The following is an 18,953-nucleotide window of genomic DNA, read 5'->3' on the forward strand; positions in this document are numbered from 1 at the left end:
CCGCTTGGCTTGCCTTCTTTGTTTTTAAGGCCGGGCATCGCGTAGTAAAGTCTAAAAAAAAATCCGAAAGTGTCGATGATCGTTAGCGTTTTTTGGCTCATTTTTTATCCTTTTTTGGGCTAATTTTACAAATTTTAGGCAAAAAGTAGGCTGATTTTTGATTTTATTTTAAAAGGACGCGAAAATATAAACGCGGGTACAGGCATGCCCCGTAAATCGGCGTAAATTTAATCTCGCAGCCGCTTTGCAAGCATTGCGCGCTCCTAGCCCTTCCGTGCTTTATTTTCTATGATTTTTGTATAAATTTAGATATTTTACGGCGTCAGCGAGCAAATTTTCTAAGCCGCCGTACGAGAATTTTTTATATTAATGTGACTGTTGCGCCGTTTATATCGTAGACATAAATTTACCAAACGTCTTTGCCTTGCGCAAAAATGCCAGATTTTTTATAAATTTCGCGGCGGGATTTTACGTATTCGTAGCCGAAATTTACGGCTAGCTCGTCCAAACGCGCGCAAAAATCATCGCAAATTTGACGCGCGTAGTGTCCGTTTTACTCAGCTTTGCTTGGAGTGCGATTATCTTGGAGTTAGCTGTAAATTTTCTTTAAATTTGCAAGATTTGCGCTCAAATTTAAAAGCAGCATATCAGCCGTCACTAGCCTTGCCATCGCGGTAGCTACGACGCTGCCGCGCACGCCGATACACGGATCGTGCCGCCCGCGCAGTTCGCAGACTACGTCCTGCCCGCGCACATTTTGCGTCGGCTGAGGTAAAAATATCGACGGAGTGGGCTTAAAGTGCGTCTTTATCACGACCTCTTGTCCGCTGGTTATACCGCCCAGCGTTCCGCCCGCGTGATTTGAGGCGAATCCGAATTTTTCGTCCGAATTTGAGCCGCGGCAAGCTGCGCCGTCCGCCTCGCTTTTACATTCGTTAAATTTGCCGCCGTTTAAATTTGCCGGCTCGTCCGCGCCGTCACGAGCGAAGCCGTCCGCACCCAAATTTACGCCTGCATACGCCGCACTCATTGGGTCGTTATTTTGACTGCCGCGCATCTTGCTCGCGTTCACGCCCTCGCCGATCTCTACGGCTTTGACGCCGTTTAAGCCCATCATCGCAGCCGCGATTGCCGCGTCAAATTTATAGTATAGCCCCTCGCCAAGCCCCGCCGGCGCGCCGCGGATAACCGTGACGACGCTAGCTCCGACGCTGTCGTGCCCCTGTTTGGCTTTTAGGATTTCCTCTTTCATCGCCTCTTCGTTACCCAGCGAAAATATCTCCGATCGCGCCGCGAGATCAAAGTCTAATCGCTCGCCGCATGAAATTTCGCCCACGCTAGCCACTCCGCTTTGCACGCTGACGCCAAATTCGCCCAGCAAAATTTGAGCTATCGCGCCGCCCGCCACGCGCACGGCCGTCTCTCTAGCCGAGCTGCGTCCGCCGCCTCTGTGGTCGCGGATGCCGTATTTACGGTAGTAGGCGTAGTCGGCGTGCCCCGGACGAAAGAGCTCGCGTAAATTTTCGTAATCGCCCGATTTTTGATTTTCGTTTCTGATGATAAAACCGATCGGGGTGCCCGTGCTTAGCCCGTCAAACACGCCGCTTAAAATCTCCACGCGGTCGCCTTCGCTCCTTGCTGTGGCAAATTTTGAGCCGCCGGGTTTTCGTTTGTCAAGCTCGATTTGGATAAAATTTAAATCGATACGCACGCCTGCAGGAAAGCCGTCTAGCACGCCGCCTATCGCCGCTGCGTGACTCTCGCCAAACGTCGTTAGCGTTAGTTTGCGTCCGAAGGTATTCACTTGCCCTCTCCTAAAATCTCAAGCGCGGTTTTGGCGGCTTTTTGCTCGGCTTCCTTTTTGCTCTTGCCCGCAGCTCGCGAGATCTCGCGCTCGTTTAGCATTAGCGCAATCTCAAATTCTTTCTTGTGATCGGGGCCTTTTGAGCCCACTAGCACGTACTTTGGTATCTCCGCAAAGCGCGCCTGAGTTAGCTCTTGCAGTGCGGTTTTGTAGTCCTTGACCATGCGGTCGAAATTTATATCAGGGTAGCATCTCTCAAATGCTTTTAGGCTGGCTGCGCGTACGGCGTCAAAGCCGCTTTCTAGGTAGATCGCGCCCATCAGCGCCTCGAAAGCGTCCGAGAGTATCGAGGCTTTTAACCGTCCGCCGTTGTGCTCCTCGGCCTGCGAGATGTTGATGAGTTGCCCCAAATTTAGATATTTAGCCAGCTCGGCGAAGCTTTTTTCGTTTACGAGCGCGGCTCTTAGTTTGCTCAGATCGCCTTCGCTTAGGCGCGAAAATTTGTGAAAAAGATAATCCCCGATCACCAGATCCATCACCGCATCGCCCAAAAACTCGAGCCTTTCGTTGTTTGCGCCGCCTTTTACGCTTTTGTGCGTGAGCGCGGTTTTTAGCAGCTGTTCGTCTTTAAATTTATAATCTAATTTCTCTTCCAAATTTCGCATTATTCGCCTTTTAAGCTATTTTTTATCTTTACGGCTTGCTCGCGCGCCATCTCGTCGCAAAGCTCGTTTTGCGGGTGCCCGGCGTGGCCTTTGACCCAGATCGCCTCAACCTCGTGCGGCTCGCTAGCGGCCAGATACTCCTGCCACAGCGGGACGTTTTTTACGTTTTTAAAGTTTTTCTTCACCCAGCCCTCTAGCCACGCATTTACGGCGTTTGCGACGTATGAGCTATCGGTGTAGAGCTTCACGCGGCAGGGCTGCTTTAGCGCTTTTAGCCCCTCGATCGCAGCGCGCAGTTCCATTTGATTATTCGTCGTGTGCGCCTCGCCGCCGCTTGCTGTTTTTTTGTGCTCGCCGTACTCTAGGATGTACGCCCAGCCACCGGGGCCCGGGTTATCCAGACACGAGCCGTCGCTAAAAAGGCATACTGTTTTCATCAGATTTTTCCGTGATGTGAGGCAAAATTTGCACGCTGCCTAGCTCGCTACACATCGGACAGCGGTAAAAATGCATCGGAAAGGCGTTTTTACAGCTCTTGCAAACGTAGTTAAAGCTAAGCGCGGCTTTGTCGTAGTTTGTCGCTTTTAGCTTCTTTAAAACCTCTAGCTCAAAACCCAGCGGCGCGCCGTCCTCGTCGCTCATGCCTTTGATAAAAAATAGGCTCTTATACTCGGGGTCGGTTAAATTTACGGGCGTATTTTGATAATAAACCAAATCCAAAACGTCCCCTAACGGCGGGAAATCGCTAAAATCCTTAAGCCCCGAGCCGTTTAAATTTAACCTCTCCATCGCCATACGCCGCACGAGCGCAAATTCGTCCTTTAGAGCTAAAATTTCACCGATTTTGCCTGCTTCATCCCTGCTTTTATCCGCTAAAATTTGCAGCGCCTTTATGTAGGCCGTCTGCGCTCTCACGCCCTCGCCGAGCTCTTGCAGCGCGTCCAAGGCCTGCAGCGCGCCCTCGTAGTCTTTTAGTTTTTCGAAAATTATCGTTAGCGATTTTAGCGCGATTTGATTTCGCGGAGAGATTTTTAGCGCCTCTAAAAAGACGCTTTTTGCGCGCTCTAAAAAGCCCGCCTTGAAATAAGTCTGACCCAGATCGGTAAAAATTTGTTCCTTTGCCGCGCGGTTTTTGGCCCGCTCCAAAGCCACGGCATAGACGTTGATAGCCTTTTCAAAATACCCGCTTTTTGAAAACGTCCCCGCCAAAAAGCACATCGTAGCCGTATCTGCGCCCGAGTTTATCAAAAGCTGCTTGTTTTCGTCGCTCAGGCCTTGAGATTTGCCGAATTTTTTCAAAAATCCCGCGATCTCCGCCTTTTCGTCCTTGCTCTTAAAAACGCCCCACGCGTAGCTAAAAACGGCGATAATTAGCACCGCGGCGACTAGTACCACGAGGCCGAAAATCGGGTCTCTAAATTCGATAAAAAATATATCCAAAATGCCGCTTTCTAAAGTCAAATTTAACGCCGATTATAGCAAAACGATTGTATAATCTCGCTTATGATCGATCCAAAATCAATAGAAAGACTAAAAGCGCAAACCGATATCGCAGATATCGTCGGGCACTATCTGCCGCTAAAAAAAAGCGGAGCGAACTTCGTGTGCGTATGTCCGTTTCACGACGATAAAAACCCGAGCATGAGCGTGAGCCCGTCGCGCGGGATATTTCACTGCTTTTCGTGCAAAGCCGGCGGCGACGCGATCAAATTCGTGATGGACTACGAAAAGCTAAGCTACCCAGAAGCCGTCGAAAAGATCGCCGGACTGCAAAATTTCACGCTAAACTACGTGCGCGGCGGCGAACCGGCGAAGGAAAATAAGCACATCCTAGAAAACGCAAACGCCTTTTACCGCTCGCTGCTATATAAAACGCCAGCGGCCGTCAGTTATCTCTACTCGCGCGGTATAACCGACGAGCTAATAGATAAATTTGAACTAGGTTTCGCGCCTGAGAGTGCGCAGACGATAAGGCTACTGCAAAACGATCAAATCGAGCCCAAAGAAGCCCTAGAAGTCGGTATCGTAAAGCAAAACGAAAACGGCATCTACGCTAGCTTCATAAACCGCATCACCTTTCCCATCTACACGCACGCGGGACGGCTGGTTGGTTTTGGCGGACGTACGATCAGCGGCAACCCGGCTAAATACGTAAATTCGCCCCAGTCCGCGGTTTTTGATAAATCAACGCTTTTTTACGGCTACCATCTGGCAAAGCGCGAGATTTTCGCCAAAAATCAAATCATAATCACCGAAGGCTACATGGACGTCATCATGCTGCACAAAGCGGGCTTTAGCAACGCCGTAGCCGTACTTGGAACCGCGCTAACTACCAAGCACCTGCCGCTTTTAAAACGCGGCGAGATTAGCGTTATTTTATGCTTTGACGGCGACGATGCAGGCATAAACGCCGCGACGAAGTCCGCTCTGCTGCTCGCGCAAAACGAAATCGACGGCAGCGTCGTCATTATCGAGGGCGGCGCAGATCCCGCCGATATGGTCGTCGCGGGTAAGATAGAGTATCTGCGGCAAATTTTTGAAAGCGGCACGGAGATAGGAGAATTTTACATCAGGCATTTAGCTAGCGGCTTTGACCTATCGCGCCCCGTGCAAAAGCAAAAAGCGCTAGAAGCGATCCAGGCCTTTACGGCAAGCCTAAAACCCGTCGTCGCAAACTCCTACGCGCCGCTCGTGGCTAAAATTTTAAAGATAGCCGAGGGGTCGTTTCGCCTCTCTCGCGAATCAAATTCGGCGACGCGGCAAAGCTACGGCGAGACTGAGCAAAACGCGCAGGGCTACGAAACGCAAAATTTCCGCGCGAACTCAGGACGCAAAGACCCGCTAGAAATCCAAATTTTAAAAACGATGATAGAAAACCAGAGTCTAAAAAAATTTATTTTAGAAAATTTAAAGCCCGATTATTTCGCGCGCCACAGGGCGGTCTACGAAGCGATCGCGGCGGGAGCGGACGCGAACGATCCGTCCGTGCGCGAGATAATATTTGAAAAATACGAGGCATTTAAAAACGAGGAGGAAATTTTACAAAATCTAAAATTTTTTAAAACAAGATTTTATAAAAATTTATACAAAAAGTATTCGGCGTCGCAAATCTCGCTAGAAGAAAAGCAACCGATACTAAAAAAAATCAACGAAATTTTAAAGGAACTTAAAAAATGAAAGCATTAGTTTTGTTTAGCGGCGGGCTTGACAGTATGATCTCTATCAAGCTTCTAACCAGCCAAGGCATAAAAGTTACGGCGATCCACATCGACATCGGCTTTAGCGGCGACGAGAAAAAGGCGGAAATTTTACGCCGCCGCGCGAACGAAGCCGGAGCCGAGTTTAAGATCGTAGATATCAGAAACAAATACCTGCGCGAGGTGCTTTTTACGCCAAAGCATGGCTACGGCAAGCACTTTAACCCCTGCATCGACTGCCACGGATATATGTTTAAAACGGCGCTTGCGATGATGAGCGCGGAGGGCGCTAGCTTTATCGCGACGGGCGAGGTGATCGGCCAGCGTCCGATGAGCCAGAGGCGCGACGCGATGGCGCAGGTCAAAAACGCTGCGGGCGACGAGGACGACCTCATCTTGCGCCCGATGTCCGCGCAGCTGATGAAACCCACAAAGCCCGAGCGCGAAGGCTGGGTCGATCGCAGTAAGCTGCTAGGCATCAGCGGGCGCGACCGCAAAAGGCAGCTCGCGCTTGCTAAGGAATTTGGCTTTAGCGAATTTGAGACGCCCGGCGGCGGGTGCTTGCTCACGATCGAGAGCTTTTCAAATAAAATCAAAGATTTCATCAAATTTGATCCGGATATGACTAGCGCGGATATGCAGCTGCTGCGTATCGGACGGCATCTGCGCCTGGCAAACGGCACCAAAATGGTCATCGGCCGCGACGAAAACGACAACGATAAACTGCTAGCTCTAAATAATCCTAAATTTACGCAGATCAAATTTGACGGCGATATCGTGGGCGCGACTAGCCTCGTGGATGCTAAATTTAACGAGTCTGATCTCGAGTTTGCCGTGCGGCTGGCGCTTGCTTATACCAAGGCGGATAAGGATGCGGCGGTGCGAGCTAGGATCGGCGAACGCGAAATTTGCGTGAAGCCTTTTGAGAGCAAAGAGCCCGCGCAGGAGTTTTTCGTAAATTAGATTTAAGCGTTTAGATTAAAGCTGCGTGTCCGCGTTAAATTTTGCGGGTTAAATTTAAAAAATGCGCGAGATAGTTTAAAATCGCAAGCTAAATTTAAGGGCTTTGGGTTTTAAAATCATCCGCAAAAAGTAACCTACCGACTAAATTTGGCGGCTAAATTGGGCGGTTTAACCGCAAGTTGCATTAGTGTATCTTGCCTTAGCTTGCGGTCGCTTAGCCAAAACCATCGGCGCTAAAACCGGACTTTGGGCTTTAATCTACGCAAGCAAAAAAAGACTAGACGCAAATTTAAAAGCATTAATAAAGACGCTTTCTTGGCTTAAATTTACCCTCATAGCGCGCCTAAAGCAAGCAAAGTCGTAAAACTCACTCTTGCGGTAAAAGCTAAATTTCACTTGCAAAAAGCCTTTGGCGGCGATTTAAAAGATGCGATTTTAAGTGGTATATCAATCGCGCGCTGATTTGGCTTATTTATTGAGCTAAATTTAGCTAGGGGACGCACCCGGTGACGGGGTTTTATTTTTAAGATTTAGCTTACTTTTTGAGCTAAATTTAGCTTGCATAGCGGCGATTTTTCGTTTGCAAGCGGTTAAATTTATAAATGCTGCAAATCTAGGCGCCCAAGCGATTTTTAACTCTAGGTTTTGCTCTTTAAAGCCCCACAGCTTCGCCAAAACGCTCTTTGTAAGATTTTTGCTATTAATCGCAGCCAAATTTATATGCGGCGGTTTGTGCCAGTTTGCTTGCACGGCTCGTACGCGCGCAATGTTTTATGATTTTCATCCACACCAAGCGCGAAATAGCCTAAATTTATCTACTCGGATGAAAATTTAACGATTTTACCGCCTTGATTTTGCGTATTTGCGCGCTAAAAAGTAAGCTTAAAACGGACGCTTACGGTATTTTGCCGTTAATTTATAGCTGCCGCGCACCATAAATCCCAATTATAACAAAGCGCCGCAAAAACCCGCCTTTTCTTATTTTACGGGCTTTAAAACGACAATTCGGCCCAAATCCGCTTGCTGTTTCGTAATTTTAAGCCAAAACAAGCCTTAACTTAATTTAACCGTGATAAAACCAAAATATTTTCAGATTTTATTTTATTTTGATATATTTTAAGTATAATTCTCAATTTAATATAATATGAAAGTTTTTGCAATGGATTATCAAGGATTGTTTTTAACGGCGCAGTTTTTAAACGATAGAAAAAAGGCGAGCAGAAAGGAAATAACGGCGTTTTTAGCAAAAAGCATAAACGCCTCGCAAAGCAAAGCCGACGCGATCATAAATGCGTTAGCCGCAAGCGTAGCGATTTTAAATTTGCCGCCTCCGCAAAGGCTAGTCGTAAAAACCGGACGCGGGATATACGAGATAAGCCAAGCCGGCGAAAAAATACTAAAAGGCAAAGACGCGCGACAAAATTTTATGCGAAAACTAGATGAAATTTACGGCACCGCGCAAAAGCAGCAAACGCTAAAACGCCCCTCGCCCAAGATACGAGAATACGCAAAAGACGTCGCCTTAGCCTTGCTTTGCGAGCTAAAAGATAAATTAGTCGGCGAGTTAAAATCAAAACCCATGCAGGCGTTTAAATCGCTCGCGCTAAAACTCGTTAAAAAACATAAAATTTTAGGCAAAATTTATGCATTTAGACATATTTTCATCGCGGTTTTGGCAGCTAAACTCGCATTTGAGGCTTTTCAAATCCTAAGGCGTAGGCGCGAGAAAAGATTGCAAACGGCTACTTTAGGCCAAATTTAAACTTTCATAGCATTTGAAGGCGAATAATTAATTTATACTTAACAATATGCAGTAAAAAATATAATCAAAAAATAATATATTAAATATTTGACGGTAAATATCGTAACCGCCGCCGCCTCAAGCATTCGCACGGCACTTGCGACGCATTCGTTATCTACGAAAATAACAAAGCGATCTATATAATGCTTTATAAACATTATTATTTTTAATAAAAACCCAATATCAAATAAAATTCCGATTACGATAGGAAAAACGAAGATTACAATTATAAATTTACTAAAACTAAAATTCGCATATCTAGGCGTCCCGCATAAATCAAGCTTTGCGGAGTAAAATTGAGACGGAAATATCGCGATACCGATCAATACGTCGCCTAAAATTTCGCTCAAAACGCCCATAGGTACCGGTAAATTCGCCGCAAAATTATAATACAAATAGCACCCGGCGACCAACCGCGTCGCTAAAAGTGAAAATGCGATATGAACCATAAACATCGCAAATCTAAGAAACTTTTCGCCTTTTTGTCGGTACGTCTACGCTTAAATTTATCGCTTCATTATCTTTACGTTTTTATTGATTAAAAACTCTTCCAAATTTTTAATATCGCCAGCATTAAATAACGATAAATTAATTCTCGCAAAATAAAATACGTAATCGACGGTTTTTATAATCATATATTTATTTATAATTTTAACGTATTTTATTTCTTCATAATCTACGCTTCTTTCTCTAAACAAATAATAAATACTTAAAAAAGTATCGTAGCAGGATATCTTTTTTATAAAATACGAATAAAAGTAAATTTTTATAAAATAAAAAATACCTAATATGCCGATAAACGAATAATTATTACCGATTAACATCAAATAAACAGATGCGCTAAGCATAACGATTTGAAACAAAATCTCAAATAACCCGCCGATATATTTCGCACGTTTTACGCTAAGAAGCGTTTTGGGCATGACTATCTCTATATACGCTCCGCTACCGTCGGCAGTCTCTATACGCATCACGTCGTATAATTCCTTGTCGTATTCCTCGTCAAATTCATTCTCTACGTTTTCTTCGTATTTTTCTTTTTCCATTTTTCTTCCTATTTTTTATTTATTATACATTTATAAAATAGATTTTTTGCTTAATTAAATATTTTTTAATTTCAAAAATCTTCTCGTCTGCGCGTTTACGTTTTAAAAATAGATATGTAAATTTAGCTAAACGTAGTTAAAATTTAGCGGCGAACTAAAAGCAAATTTATATGTAAATTTGACAAAAAACTCAAGCCTAATTTACTCCAAACTAAAAAACCGCCTCATCTTGCGCTTCCAGTCGTCTTTTGGTATTTCCGTGTCGTTTGGATCGTCGCTCCAAACCTCGTGTTTGTCCTCGAAAAATATCGCGGTCCTTTGAGCTTGCGGCATAAATTTCGTCTTGTCCTCCACTGGGATTTTGTTTGCCCGAAAATATCGCAACAGCTCAAAATAATCATCTCTACTATAGCAATTTACCAAAAAGTAATTTCTATTTTTCATCCTGATGACAAAATTTTTACGCAGTAGCCACAGCGGTTCGCCGGATTTTTTGAGTTTATAGATTTTAAACGGCAGCGCAAATATCAAATAAACTAAAAGATATCTTATAAAGTCCTTCGTTTTATTAAAATGCACGCCGATAGAGGACTTTTTATAGAGCTGATACGGTGTAAAAAAGTGGAACCTGCCGTATCTCCTATCAAGCTCGCTTATAACGCAAAAATAGACCTTTTCCACGTCTTTTACGAGGACGATTTTCTCCTTGCTCTCTACTTTGTTTACGTAGACATACTCTATATGATAGATTTGCTCGCTAGAAAATCTAAAAAAGCTCGGTTTTTGTTTAAAAACTCGCGGTGCGAAAACGTATGTATTGTATAAGCAGAATAATAAAAAAGATGCAGGCAAAGCAATAAGATAAATGCGGTATAAAAGCCCATAGTCGCTAAAAGCAAATACAAAAACGAGAATCGAGTAAAGAATAATATACCATCCCGCCAAAAACAGCGCGCCGTAGTCGTTTATGATTATCGGATTTTCGTCGTAGTTTCTCAAATTTTCTCCAGATTTCGCTTCACGTAGTCAAATTTAAAATGCATAACAAAAGACAAGCGCGAGCTAAATTTAACTCGGTAAATTTAAGACTGGCTCGCCGTAAAACCAAAGCAAATTTAAGCGGCCGCTCCCAAGCCAAAGCCGCTTAAATTTGAGTAAAAATCCAAATTTGACGCACAGCCGAATTTAGCCTCGGGCTTAATAAATTTACCCGAAAAAAGCTAAACTCGCGCGGCGCGTCTAGTTAAATTTACCCGTTTTTCCTAGCAAATTCTTTCATAAACTCAGCCAAAGTTCGCACGTTTTCGATACTCACGGCGTTATATATCGAGGCTCTGATTCCGCCTACGTGACGGTGCCCCTTTAGACCCAGCATACCCGCATTTTCGGACTCGGAGATAAAGGCCGCCTCCAGCTCGCGGTTTGCGATGGTAAAGCTAACGTTCATCAGCGAGCGGCTATCTTTTTGCGCGTGACCTTTGTAAAAGCCGCCCAAACCGTCGATCGCGCCGTAAAGCAGCGCCGCCTTTTGCTCGTTGATCCGGTTTATCGCTGCTAGACCGCCCTGCTCTTGCACCCAGCCCAGCGTCAAATTTAGCAGATAGATACCAAACGTCGGCGGCGTGTTATATAGCGACGCAGCAGTAGCGTGCGTATCGTAGCGAAGCATCGTCGGAGTGCGATCCATGCAGGCTCGCTCTAGCAGGTCTTTGCGGATGATGACGACGGTTACGCCGCTTGGGCCGGCATTCTTCTGCGCGCCGCCGTATAGCAGCCCCACGTCCGTGAAATCAACCGGACGCGAGAAAAAATCGCTCGATGCGTCAACCACTAGCGGAGCTTTGGAGCGAGGCAGCTCGCGGTACTGCGTGCCGTAGATGGTGTTGTTCGTGCAGACGTAGCCGTATGCGGCGTCATCGCTAAATTTAACCTCAGGGATGCGGTCGTAGGAGGTTTCCTTGCTGCTAGCGACCACTTCGTATCTTGCGCCGACGTTTGCGGCCTCTTTGATCGCTTTGCTCGTCCAGACGCCCGTGTCGGCATACTGCGCGACGCCTTTGGCGGCTAAATTTAGCGGTATCATCGCAAACTGCAAATGCGCGCCGCCTTGCAAAAATAGCACGTCATACTCTTCGCCTATGCCGTATAGCTCGCGCGCCTTAGCCATCGCGCCGTAGTGCACCTCTTCAAAAATCTTGCTTCGGTGGCTGATTTCCATTATCGAAAAGCCCTTGCCCTGATAGTCGGTGAGCTCGTTTTGCGCGCGCTCAAGCACGCTAAGAGGCAAAGCCGAAGGGCCCGCACTAAAATTTAGCTTTCTATTCATCCAAACTCCTTTCAAATTTGAGCTGATTTTAGCGTTATTTGCGTTAAAAAATCATTTCGCGTCTCAAGGTCGGCGGCAAAAGCACGCAAATTTTACACTTTAAGCTACCTTTTGATACAATTTTTCATATTAAGGAGCGAAATTTGATAGAGATCGAGCGTAAATTTATCCTGCGTGACGCCGCCGTCATAAACGAGCTAAAAGCCCGCGACATCGACGTCCAGCAAAAAGAGGTGACGCAAATTTACGTCAAAATCACTCCGCTTGAGGAGATTAGATTTCGCGAGGCTTCTGGCGTTTTTACTATCACGCAAAAATCTGGCATCGGTCTAGCGCGCGAGGAAAATGAGAGCGAAACGGACGCCAAAAGCTTCAAAAAAGCCCTAAAAAACGTAGTCGCCGCTCCGATAAAAAAGACGAGATTTTTATTTGCGCTTGACGGCACTGCCTGCAACGTCGATATTTTTCACGGCGCTTTAGAGGGGCTTGTTACTTTCGAGGCCGAGTTTAGCGGCGAGCGTGAGGCCGCGGAGTTTAGCCCGCCCGAGTTTATCGCCGCTCACATAACCGGCGAGGTCACAGAAGACGAACGCTATAAAAATAAAAATTTAGCGCTTTTTGGCTTGCCGCAGGACAGTTTCGACGCGCAAAAGAGCATTGAGATTTTACAAAATAGTCCCGAGCTGGAGCTAAATTTACCAAGCTACATCGGCGCGATGGATGCGATGCGGACGGTGTTTTTTCAGATTTTTACGGCGCTAAACAAACACCTGAGCGAGTACACGAGCTCTAGCGATGCCGAAGCGCTGCATCAGATCCGCATAAATCTACGCAAAACGCGCTCGCTATTTAAAATTTTCACTCCCGTTTTTGACCGGAAAACGGCTTGTTATTTTCTACTAAATTTTAAAAAACTAGCCGAGCTAACTAACCAAAAGCGCGATATAGACGTTTTTTGCGAGTTTTTAAAAAGCCAAAAAGGCTTTGAAGGGCTAGCTAGCGAGCTAGAAATTTTAAGCAAAGCCCTAGCCAAAAGCGTCCAAGCCGAGCTACAAAGCGACGAAGCAAACGAAATTTTGCGCGACTGGGAGGTATTTTTACGCGAGGGAAGCGACTTTTTTAAAGGCGAGCTAGGAGACGCGCCGATAAAAAAACTCGCGGCAAAATCCATACGAGCTCAAATTTTACGCCTTAAAAAATCTCTCTCAAATTTGAGCCAAACCACCCAAAACGCGCAGTTTCACAAGTGCCGCATCGAGATAAAAAGGCTGAGATACCTAAGCGAGATTTTCGGCGGCGGCTTTGATTTTGCTGCGGCTAAAAAATGCTTTAAAAAGAGCAAAATTTTACAAGAAACCTTTGGCTCGCTGCAAGACGCCGATATCTGGCTAGGCCTGCTAGCGCACGTAAAAAGCGGTGCCGAGCAAAAGCGCATAGATAAACTCCAAGCTAAAATTTACAAAAAAATCTACGAGCTGCGAAGCGAAATTTTAGACTCAAAGCCTAAAATTTTCAAAAGCCTCACAAGGCTTTCGCACGGCTTAAAAATCTACTATATCTAAAGAGAAAAAAATGGAAAAACAAGAAAAAATAGTTCAGATGTTTAACAACATCGCGCCTACCTACGACCTGGCAAACCGCGTGCTAAGCATGGGCGCGGACGTGAGTTGGCGCAAGATCGCGTGCAAAACGGTGCTGTCAAATTTCAAAGACTCAAGCGTAAATATCGTAGACGTCGCATGCGGCACGGGCGATATGATGGGCTTTTGGCAAAAGACGGCGGGCGAGTTTAACGCAAAAATCGAAAATCTAATCGGCGTCGATCCCTCAAGCGGCATGCTCGCAGTCGCCAAGCAAAAATTCCCCGAGTTTAAATTTATCGAGGCGCTAGCGACGCAAACGACGCTTGATAGCGGCTCGGTGGACGTTCTTAGCATCAGCTACGGCATCAGAAACGTGGTCGAGCGTGAGGCCGCGCTAAGAGAGTTTAACAGAGTGCTAAAAACGGGCGGGTATGTCGTGGTGCTAGAGTTTACCAAACGCAAAAAAAGCGGGCTTTTAACCGGCGTTCGCGACTTTTATCTAAGTAAAATTTTGCCTAAAATAGGCGGCTTTATCTCCAAAAATCAAGAAGCCTACGAGTACCTGCCAAGCTCGATCGAGGGCTTTTTAGACGCTAAAAGCTTTGCGGACGAGCTCGCTGCTGCAGGCTTTGAGATGCGCCTTTGCAAGAGCTTTTCGATGGATATCTCTACTCTTTTCATCGCGCAAAAGGCCCGTGAGTGCTAAGCGTCAGCGAGCTAAACGAGCAGGCCAAAACGCTGCTTGAGACGACGTTTTCGTACGTCGAGGTAGAGGGCGAGATCTCGCGGCTAGTGAGGCACGGCTCGGGCCACTGGTACTTCACGCTAAAAGACGAAAAGGCCGCGATCTCGGCGGTCATTTATAAATTTAACGCCGCCAAGCTCAAATTTGACGTCGCAGACGGCATGAAAGTCGCTCTCTACGGCAAAATTTCGCTCTACTCGCCAAGCGGCAGCTATCAGTTTATAGCAACCCTCATACGCCCCAGCGGCGAGGGCGAGCTCGAGCTTGCGTTTAAACAGCTAAAAGCGCGGCTTGAGAGCGAAGGGCTTTTTGATATCTCGCGCAAAAAACCGCTGCCTAAATTTCCGCGCAAAATCGCGCTTATTACCTCAAAAACATCAGCCGCGCTGCAAGACATGCTACGTATCGCTTCGCAGCGCTGGGCGCTGGCGGAAATCATAGTTTTTGATTCGCTAACGCAGGGCGAAACCGCGCCCGCCTCGCTAATACGCGCGCTAAAAAGAGCGGGCGCCAGCGGTGCAGATGCGATCGTGCTAGCGCGAGGAGGCGGCAGCAGAGAGGATCTGTGGTGCTTCAACGACGAAAATCTAGCCCGCGAGATCTACGCGGCGCGCACGCCCGTGATCTCGGCCGTCGGACACGAGATTGATTACGTGATCAGCGACTTTGCGGCGGACTTTCGCGCTCCGACCCCAAGCGCGGCGATGGCTGCGCTACTGCCTGATATGGGCGAGCTAATGCAGAGCATCGACCGAGCCGTAGAGGCTATGGACGCGGCTTTTGTGCGCGTTTGGGAGCGTAAATTTAACGCCCTAGCGATGATGAGAGCGAGATTTGCGCAAGCTAGCCTAGAGCAAAAAATCGCTCGCAAGGAGCAAATTTTGCTAAATTTATGGCAGATTTTAGACGCCGCCGTGCAAACCAAACTGCTCAAATTTGAAAACGCGCTCAAGCTCGCTAGCGCCGCATACGCGCAGCAAGAGTCGTTTTTCGCGCAGATTTCAAATTTCGTCCGAGTACAAAAGGACGGCAAAACCGTAAATCTAAGCGAGCTAAAACCCGGCGACCGCATCGCGCTAAGCTCGGTAAACGCAAGCAAAGAGGCGGAAATTTTATAGCCAAATTTGATCCGGCCGACGCCGCGATTCAAAATTTTAGGCAGGTTAAAAATTTTTAAGCTAAAAATAGTAAGATAATAACGCAAATCAAAATTTAAAGGAGCGATATGAAAACGAACGTAAAATTTTTACTAGCTGCGTGCGCCGCGATGCTAATAACCGGCTGCGCGACGGAGAGCTCTCGCGTAGTCGAAACGCCGAAAGTTCAAACCCCAAGCGCCGCCTATCAAGGACAAAAGATCGCCGTTTCTATCGGCCGCTTTAGCAACCAGTCATCATACCAAAACGGCGTTTTTTCAGACGGCGAGGACAGACTAGGCAACCAAGCTCAGACCATCCTTATCTCAAATTTACAGCAAAGCGGGCGCTTTTCGGTGCTTGACCGCAGCAACATGCGCGCCATCAAAGAGGAAAGCGCGCTAAGCAAAGAGGCGCAAAACATCAAAGGCGCAAGATACGTAGTCACGGGCGACGTGACGGAGTTTGGCCGCAAAACTACGGGCGATCATCAGCTTTTCGGTATCCTTGGCAAAGGCAAAACGCAAACCGCCTACGCGAAAGTAAATCTTAACGTCGTGGACGTGAAAAACTCCGAGGTGATATACTCTACTCAAGGTGCCGGCGAGTACGAGCTCTCAAACCGCGAGGTGCTAGGCTTTGGCGGTAGCGCCGGGTATGATTCTACGCTAAACGGCAAGGTGCTAAGCCTAGCCATCATCGAGGCCGTAAATAACCTAACGCACGGGCTTGAAAGCGGCGCTTTTAACGCGAAATAAGGATAAATTTTGCGCTTTAAAACACTAGCCAATTTCGCGCTCGCCTCCGCCGCCGCCCTACTACTCTCGGGCTGCGCGGACGACTCGCCTAGACAGCTATACTACTGGGACGGCGCCTACACGAGCTCGGTCTACGAGTACCTAACCGAAGAAGGCGACGCAGGCGCACAGATCGTCGCACTCGAGGAGAGCCTGCAAAAAGCCTATCAAAGAGCCGCCAAAGTTCCGCCCGGACTGCACGCGCATCTAGGTTTGCTCTATCTTTCGCAAGGAAACGGGGCGAAATTTAAAGCCTACGTCGAAAAAGAGGCCGAGCTCTATCCCGAGTCGCGCGACTACGCGATGTTTTTGCTAAATCAAAATAGCAAAACCAAGGGCGCGGCAGGCAAAACTGAGGCAAATTTAGGCGAGCAGACGAAGGAAAAAGCAGGCGCGAGCGAGCCGAATTTAAGCGACAAAAGCTCAAATTTAGACGAGCAAACGAGCAAGCAAAATTTGAAAAACAAGCAAGTAAAACAAGCCAAAACTAGCAAGACCGCAAAAGGAAGCCAAAATGAAAAATAAAATAAAATCAGCGCTTCTTGGCGCGTTTGCTGTGCTGTTTTTGGGAGCGTGCGCAGGATCGCAGCCGCAGATTTACGACTATTCGGCGTTTTTACAGACCAAACCTCGCTCGATCGTCGTCGTGATGCCGACCAGCGACTCAGCCGAGATAAAGGCCTCCGCAGCGGTGCTGGCAAACGCGCTTTATCCGCTTAGCGAGGCGGGGTATTACGTATTTTCGCCCGCGCTCGTAAACGAGACCTTTAAAAACAACGGCATCTACGACGCCGCAGAGATCGCGCAGATCTCTGCGCACAAGCTTAAGCAGATATTTGGCGCTGATGCCGCGCTGTATCTAAACGTCGCGGACTACGGCACCTCGTACATGCTGATTAACAGCGTAACGCGTGTGAGCGTAGCGGCGACTCTAGTGGATCTAAACACGGGCGCCGTACTCTGGCAAAAAAGCGCCGCGGCGGCAAACGACTCGGGCGGAGGCGGAGGCGATCTCATCGGCATGCTAGTCTCCGCGCTAGTTAAACAGATCGCCGACTCAGTCTCGGACGCGAGCTTTGATCTATCGGCGCGCGCGGACGCGATTTTGTTTAGCACCGATTGCCGCGACTGCTTGCTTTACGGCCCATATTCGCCGCGCTACGGACAAGATCGGCAGCTAAATAGCGGCAAATAAATTTTAAAAAGGACGAAAATGAAACTAGCCGAGGCGCTGATACTGCGCGCCGACATACAAAAACGCATCGAGCAGCTAAAATCAAGGCTCGCGTACAATGCAAAGGTGCAAGAGGGAGAAAAGCCTAGCGAAGAGCCAAAGGCGCTACTAGCCGAGCTAGACGCGCTCACGGGCGAGCTTGAGCGCCTGATAGTTCGGATAAATTTAACTAACTGCACCGCAAAAGCAGACGGCAAAAGCCTAACCGAGCTAATCGCCAAGCGCGACGTACTCACGCTAAAAGCGGGTGCGCTGCGAACATTCGCGCAAGTTGCCGCGCAAAAGATCGATACATATTCGCGTAGCGAGATTAAAATTTTAAGCACGGTCGACGTCGCGGCGCTGCAAAAGCAGGTTGATGAGCTAGCAAAGCAGATCAGGCAGCTTGACACGACGCTACAAGGCGCGAATTGGCAGACCGATCTGATCGAAAGCTAAAACCGTTAAATTTAAAATTTCGGGTAAGTATCGCAAGAGGCGAGCATGAAAACCTTCCCTACAACGGAACCCTACCGCTCGCGGAAACGGGCGCACCCCTTTTACGATTTATTTTCAGTAAATTTACAGGGGCAATGTGACTGCGCAATGTAACTACCTAATGCTGATCTAGCGATACCGAGGGCGGGAACGGGGAAATTTAAAACGAAATTTTGATTTTACGGCGCGGTTTGCGGGCTTGCCTCAAGGCCAAAGAGTAGCGCCGCGATAAAACGCAAAATTTAGCGGCGATTTTGAGCGCGCTTGGTTTTATGACTTTTATTTGAGCCAAAAATAAGACTCGCTACAAGCGTATAAATTTAAAAATCAAAGCGATGCTAAATTTAACGCGCGAGGGCTTTTAAAATACGGTTTGCCAAGGCAAGATAGTAGCGCGGTAAATGCCTAAAATTAGCCGAAAAATCGTAAAGTCGCAGGGTAAATTCGCGCACAAGGAGAAAAATGGAAAATTTATTACTAAAGCAGCTTCGCGAGGCGTTACCGCAGGGTATGCGAGTGCCAAGCGAGATCGAGGCGCTTTATACGTGGATAGAGGCAAACGCTTTTGCGAGCGACGAGGATGGGCGCAGACGCGGCTATCTCTATCCGCAGGATCGGCTGCAGCAGAGCTGGAGCGATGATGAGCGCGAGGGCGGCACGGACATCGCGTTTTTCGCCGGCGAGCCGGAGAGCGGCGATCTGGGGCTTAGCTACTGGTTTTACGGCAAAGAGCGCGAGCTAGACGCAGAGATAAAAAACAGACTTTGCGTATTTGCAAGTAGCGGCAAAGACGGCTCGATGTGCGCGCTGTGGATGGACGATGCGGGCGAGACTAAGATCGTACATATGGGCTCTGGTTCGGGCTCGACGATGACTTGCGTTTTGACTCGTAACGGGCTTGATTTTTTACGGCTACTTGCGATAGGATACGACGAGATATGCTGGAGCGAGGCTTTTAGCTCGCCGCCAAATAGCGACGAAGACGAGCTTTTCGTACATCCAAACGAGCCGTTTAAGCAGTGGGTGCGGGAGCGCTTTAAAACGACGATCCCGCAAACGGCGCTTGAGGTCGCGACGCCTGCAGATATGGACGACAACGAACCTAAGGACGAATTTTTGATCTGGATAAGGAGCCTTTGGAAGTAAAATCAGGCGCGAGTTCGGCGGAGCTTTAGCCTT

General features: G+C 47.6%; 18 protein-coding genes. 11 read left to right on the forward strand and 7 right to left on the reverse strand.

What is annotated here, in order from left to right:
* Positions 1-589: 589 nt before the first annotated feature.
* Genes aroC through RYL88_RS01055 form a run of 4 tightly spaced genes read right to left on the reverse strand, consistent with a single transcriptional unit; the run spans position 590 to position 3,909 of the window.
* On the reverse strand, positions 590-1,804 hold the full coding sequence (gene aroC, locus RYL88_RS01040; RefSeq protein WP_314988597.1) for a chorismate synthase: 1,215 nt from the start codon (positions 1,802-1,804) through the stop codon (positions 590-592).
* Positions 1,801-2,469 carry a ribonuclease III gene (rnc, locus tag RYL88_RS01045; protein WP_314988598.1) on the reverse strand — a complete coding sequence of 223 codons (669 nt, stop codon included), beginning with the start codon at positions 2,467-2,469 and terminating at the stop codon, positions 1,801-1,803. The genes aroC and rnc overlap by 4 nt, the downstream gene beginning before the upstream one ends.
* The gene (gene rnhA / locus RYL88_RS01050; protein WP_002946043.1) at positions 2,469-2,906 is read right to left on the reverse strand and encodes a ribonuclease HI; all 438 of its coding nucleotides are present in this window, start codon (positions 2,904-2,906) and stop codon (positions 2,469-2,471) included. The genes rnc and rnhA overlap by 1 nt, the downstream gene beginning before the upstream one ends.
* The gene (locus RYL88_RS01055; RefSeq protein WP_314988599.1) at positions 2,884-3,909 is read right to left on the reverse strand and encodes a hypothetical protein; all 1,026 of its coding nucleotides are present in this window, start codon (positions 3,907-3,909) and stop codon (positions 2,884-2,886) included. Before RYL88_RS01055 ends, rnhA begins: the two co-directional genes overlap by 23 nt.
* Positions 3,910-3,972: 63 nt before the next feature.
* On the opposite strand from RYL88_RS01055, the gene dnaG reads away from it, so the two are divergent.
* From dnaG to RYL88_RS01070, 3 genes are all read left to right on the forward strand, one after another.
* Positions 3,973-5,646, forward strand: coding sequence for a DNA primase (gene dnaG / locus RYL88_RS01060; protein ID WP_314988600.1), 1,674 nt, complete (start codon positions 3,973-3,975; stop codon positions 5,644-5,646).
* A complete protein-coding gene (locus tag RYL88_RS01065) occupies positions 5,643-6,629 on the forward strand; it encodes an argininosuccinate synthase domain-containing protein (protein WP_314988601.1) in 987 nt (328 codons plus the stop codon). The genes dnaG and RYL88_RS01065 overlap by 4 nt, the downstream gene beginning before the upstream one ends.
* A 1,159-nt stretch (positions 6,630-7,788) precedes the next feature.
* The gene (locus tag RYL88_RS01070) at positions 7,789-8,391 is read left to right on the forward strand and encodes a restriction endonuclease (RefSeq protein WP_314988602.1); all 603 of its coding nucleotides are present in this window, start codon (positions 7,789-7,791) and stop codon (positions 8,389-8,391) included.
* Between the two features lie 545 nt (positions 8,392-8,936).
* On the opposite strand, the gene RYL88_RS01075 is transcribed toward RYL88_RS01070, so the two are convergent.
* From RYL88_RS01075 to serC, 3 genes are all read right to left on the reverse strand, one after another.
* Entirely contained in the window at positions 8,937-9,476 is a 540-nt protein-coding gene (locus tag RYL88_RS01075) for a hypothetical protein (RefSeq protein WP_314988603.1), read from the reverse strand.
* A gap of 201 nt (positions 9,477-9,677) precedes the next feature.
* The gene (locus RYL88_RS01080; protein WP_314988604.1) at positions 9,678-10,475 is read right to left on the reverse strand and encodes a hypothetical protein; all 798 of its coding nucleotides are present in this window, start codon (positions 10,473-10,475) and stop codon (positions 9,678-9,680) included.
* A gap of 250 nt (positions 10,476-10,725) precedes the next feature.
* A complete protein-coding gene (serC, locus tag RYL88_RS01085; protein WP_314988605.1) occupies positions 10,726-11,802 on the reverse strand; it encodes a 3-phosphoserine/phosphohydroxythreonine transaminase in 1,077 nt (358 codons plus the stop codon).
* Positions 11,803-11,945: 143 nt separating this feature from the next.
* On the opposite strand from serC, the gene RYL88_RS01090 reads away from it, so the two are divergent.
* The 8 genes from RYL88_RS01090 to RYL88_RS01125 all read left to right on the forward strand — a co-directional run bounded on the left by RYL88_RS01090 (position 11,946) and on the right by RYL88_RS01125 (position 18,920).
* Positions 11,946-13,364, forward strand: a complete 1,419-nt coding sequence (locus RYL88_RS01090) for a CHAD domain-containing protein (protein WP_314988606.1) — start codon at positions 11,946-11,948, stop codon at positions 13,362-13,364.
* Between the two features lie 10 nt (positions 13,365-13,374).
* Positions 13,375-14,091, forward strand: coding sequence for a bifunctional demethylmenaquinone methyltransferase/2-methoxy-6-polyprenyl-1,4-benzoquinol methylase UbiE (ubiE, locus tag RYL88_RS01095; protein WP_314988607.1), 717 nt, complete (start codon positions 13,375-13,377; stop codon positions 14,089-14,091).
* On the forward strand, positions 14,085-15,248 hold the full coding sequence (gene xseA, locus RYL88_RS01100) for an exodeoxyribonuclease VII large subunit (RefSeq protein WP_314988608.1): 1,164 nt from the start codon (positions 14,085-14,087) through the stop codon (positions 15,246-15,248). The genes ubiE and xseA overlap by 7 nt, the downstream gene beginning before the upstream one ends.
* A gap of 107 nt (positions 15,249-15,355) precedes the next feature.
* The gene (locus RYL88_RS01105; protein WP_314988609.1) at positions 15,356-16,024 is read left to right on the forward strand and encodes a CsgG/HfaB family protein; all 669 of its coding nucleotides are present in this window, start codon (positions 15,356-15,358) and stop codon (positions 16,022-16,024) included.
* Positions 16,025-16,033: 9 nt separating this feature from the next.
* Positions 16,034-16,588 (forward strand): DUF4810 domain-containing protein, encoded by a 555-nt coding sequence (locus RYL88_RS01110; RefSeq protein WP_314988610.1) that lies wholly within the window; start codon positions 16,034-16,036, stop codon positions 16,586-16,588.
* Positions 16,578-17,258 (forward strand): GNA1162 family protein, encoded by a 681-nt coding sequence (locus tag RYL88_RS01115; protein WP_314988611.1) that lies wholly within the window; start codon positions 16,578-16,580, stop codon positions 17,256-17,258. The genes RYL88_RS01110 and RYL88_RS01115 overlap by 11 nt, the downstream gene beginning before the upstream one ends.
* 18 nt (positions 17,259-17,276) lie before the next feature.
* On the forward strand, positions 17,277-17,735 hold the full coding sequence (locus RYL88_RS01120) for a DIP1984 family protein (RefSeq protein ID WP_314988612.1): 459 nt from the start codon (positions 17,277-17,279) through the stop codon (positions 17,733-17,735).
* Between the two features lie 501 nt (positions 17,736-18,236).
* On the forward strand, positions 18,237-18,920 hold the full coding sequence (locus RYL88_RS01125; RefSeq protein ID WP_314988613.1) for an SMI1/KNR4 family protein: 684 nt from the start codon (positions 18,237-18,239) through the stop codon (positions 18,918-18,920).
* The last annotated feature ends 33 nt before the right edge of the window (positions 18,921-18,953 follow it).

The sequence above is a fragment of the uncultured Campylobacter sp. genome, assembly GCF_963517995.1.
GTDB lineage: Bacteria > Campylobacterota > Campylobacteria > Campylobacterales > Campylobacteraceae > Campylobacter_A.

What these genes read in the sequence shown, in the direction of transcription:
- rnc (WP_314988598.1), bottom strand. Translation starts at nt 2,469, where the DNA reads ATGCGAAATTTGGAAGAGAAATTAGATTATAAATTTAAAGACGAACAG.
- rnhA (WP_002946043.1), bottom strand. Translation starts at nt 2,906, where the DNA reads ATGAAAACAGTATGCCTTTTTAGCGACGGCTCGTGTCTGGATAACCCG.
- dnaG (WP_314988600.1), top strand. Translation starts at nt 3,973, where the DNA reads ATGATCGATCCAAAATCAATAGAAAGACTAAAAGCGCAAACCGATATC.
- RYL88_RS01065 (WP_314988601.1), top strand. Translation starts at nt 5,643, where the DNA reads ATGAAAGCATTAGTTTTGTTTAGCGGCGGGCTTGACAGTATGATCTCT.
- RYL88_RS01070 (WP_314988602.1), top strand. Translation starts at nt 7,789, where the DNA reads ATGGATTATCAAGGATTGTTTTTAACGGCGCAGTTTTTAAACGATAGA.
- RYL88_RS01075 (WP_314988603.1), bottom strand. Translation starts at nt 9,476, where the DNA reads ATGGAAAAAGAAAAATACGAAGAAAACGTAGAGAATGAATTTGACGAG.
- serC (WP_314988605.1), bottom strand. Translation starts at nt 11,802, where the DNA reads ATGAATAGAAAGCTAAATTTTAGTGCGGGCCCTTCGGCTTTGCCTCTT.
- ubiE (WP_314988607.1), top strand. Translation starts at nt 13,375, where the DNA reads ATGGAAAAACAAGAAAAAATAGTTCAGATGTTTAACAACATCGCGCCT.
- RYL88_RS01105 (WP_314988609.1), top strand. Translation starts at nt 15,356, where the DNA reads ATGAAAACGAACGTAAAATTTTTACTAGCTGCGTGCGCCGCGATGCTA.
- RYL88_RS01115 (WP_314988611.1), top strand. Translation starts at nt 16,578, where the DNA reads ATGAAAAATAAAATAAAATCAGCGCTTCTTGGCGCGTTTGCTGTGCTG.
- RYL88_RS01120 (WP_314988612.1), top strand. Translation starts at nt 17,277, where the DNA reads ATGAAACTAGCCGAGGCGCTGATACTGCGCGCCGACATACAAAAACGC.
- RYL88_RS01125 (WP_314988613.1), top strand. Translation starts at nt 18,237, where the DNA reads ATGGAAAATTTATTACTAAAGCAGCTTCGCGAGGCGTTACCGCAGGGT.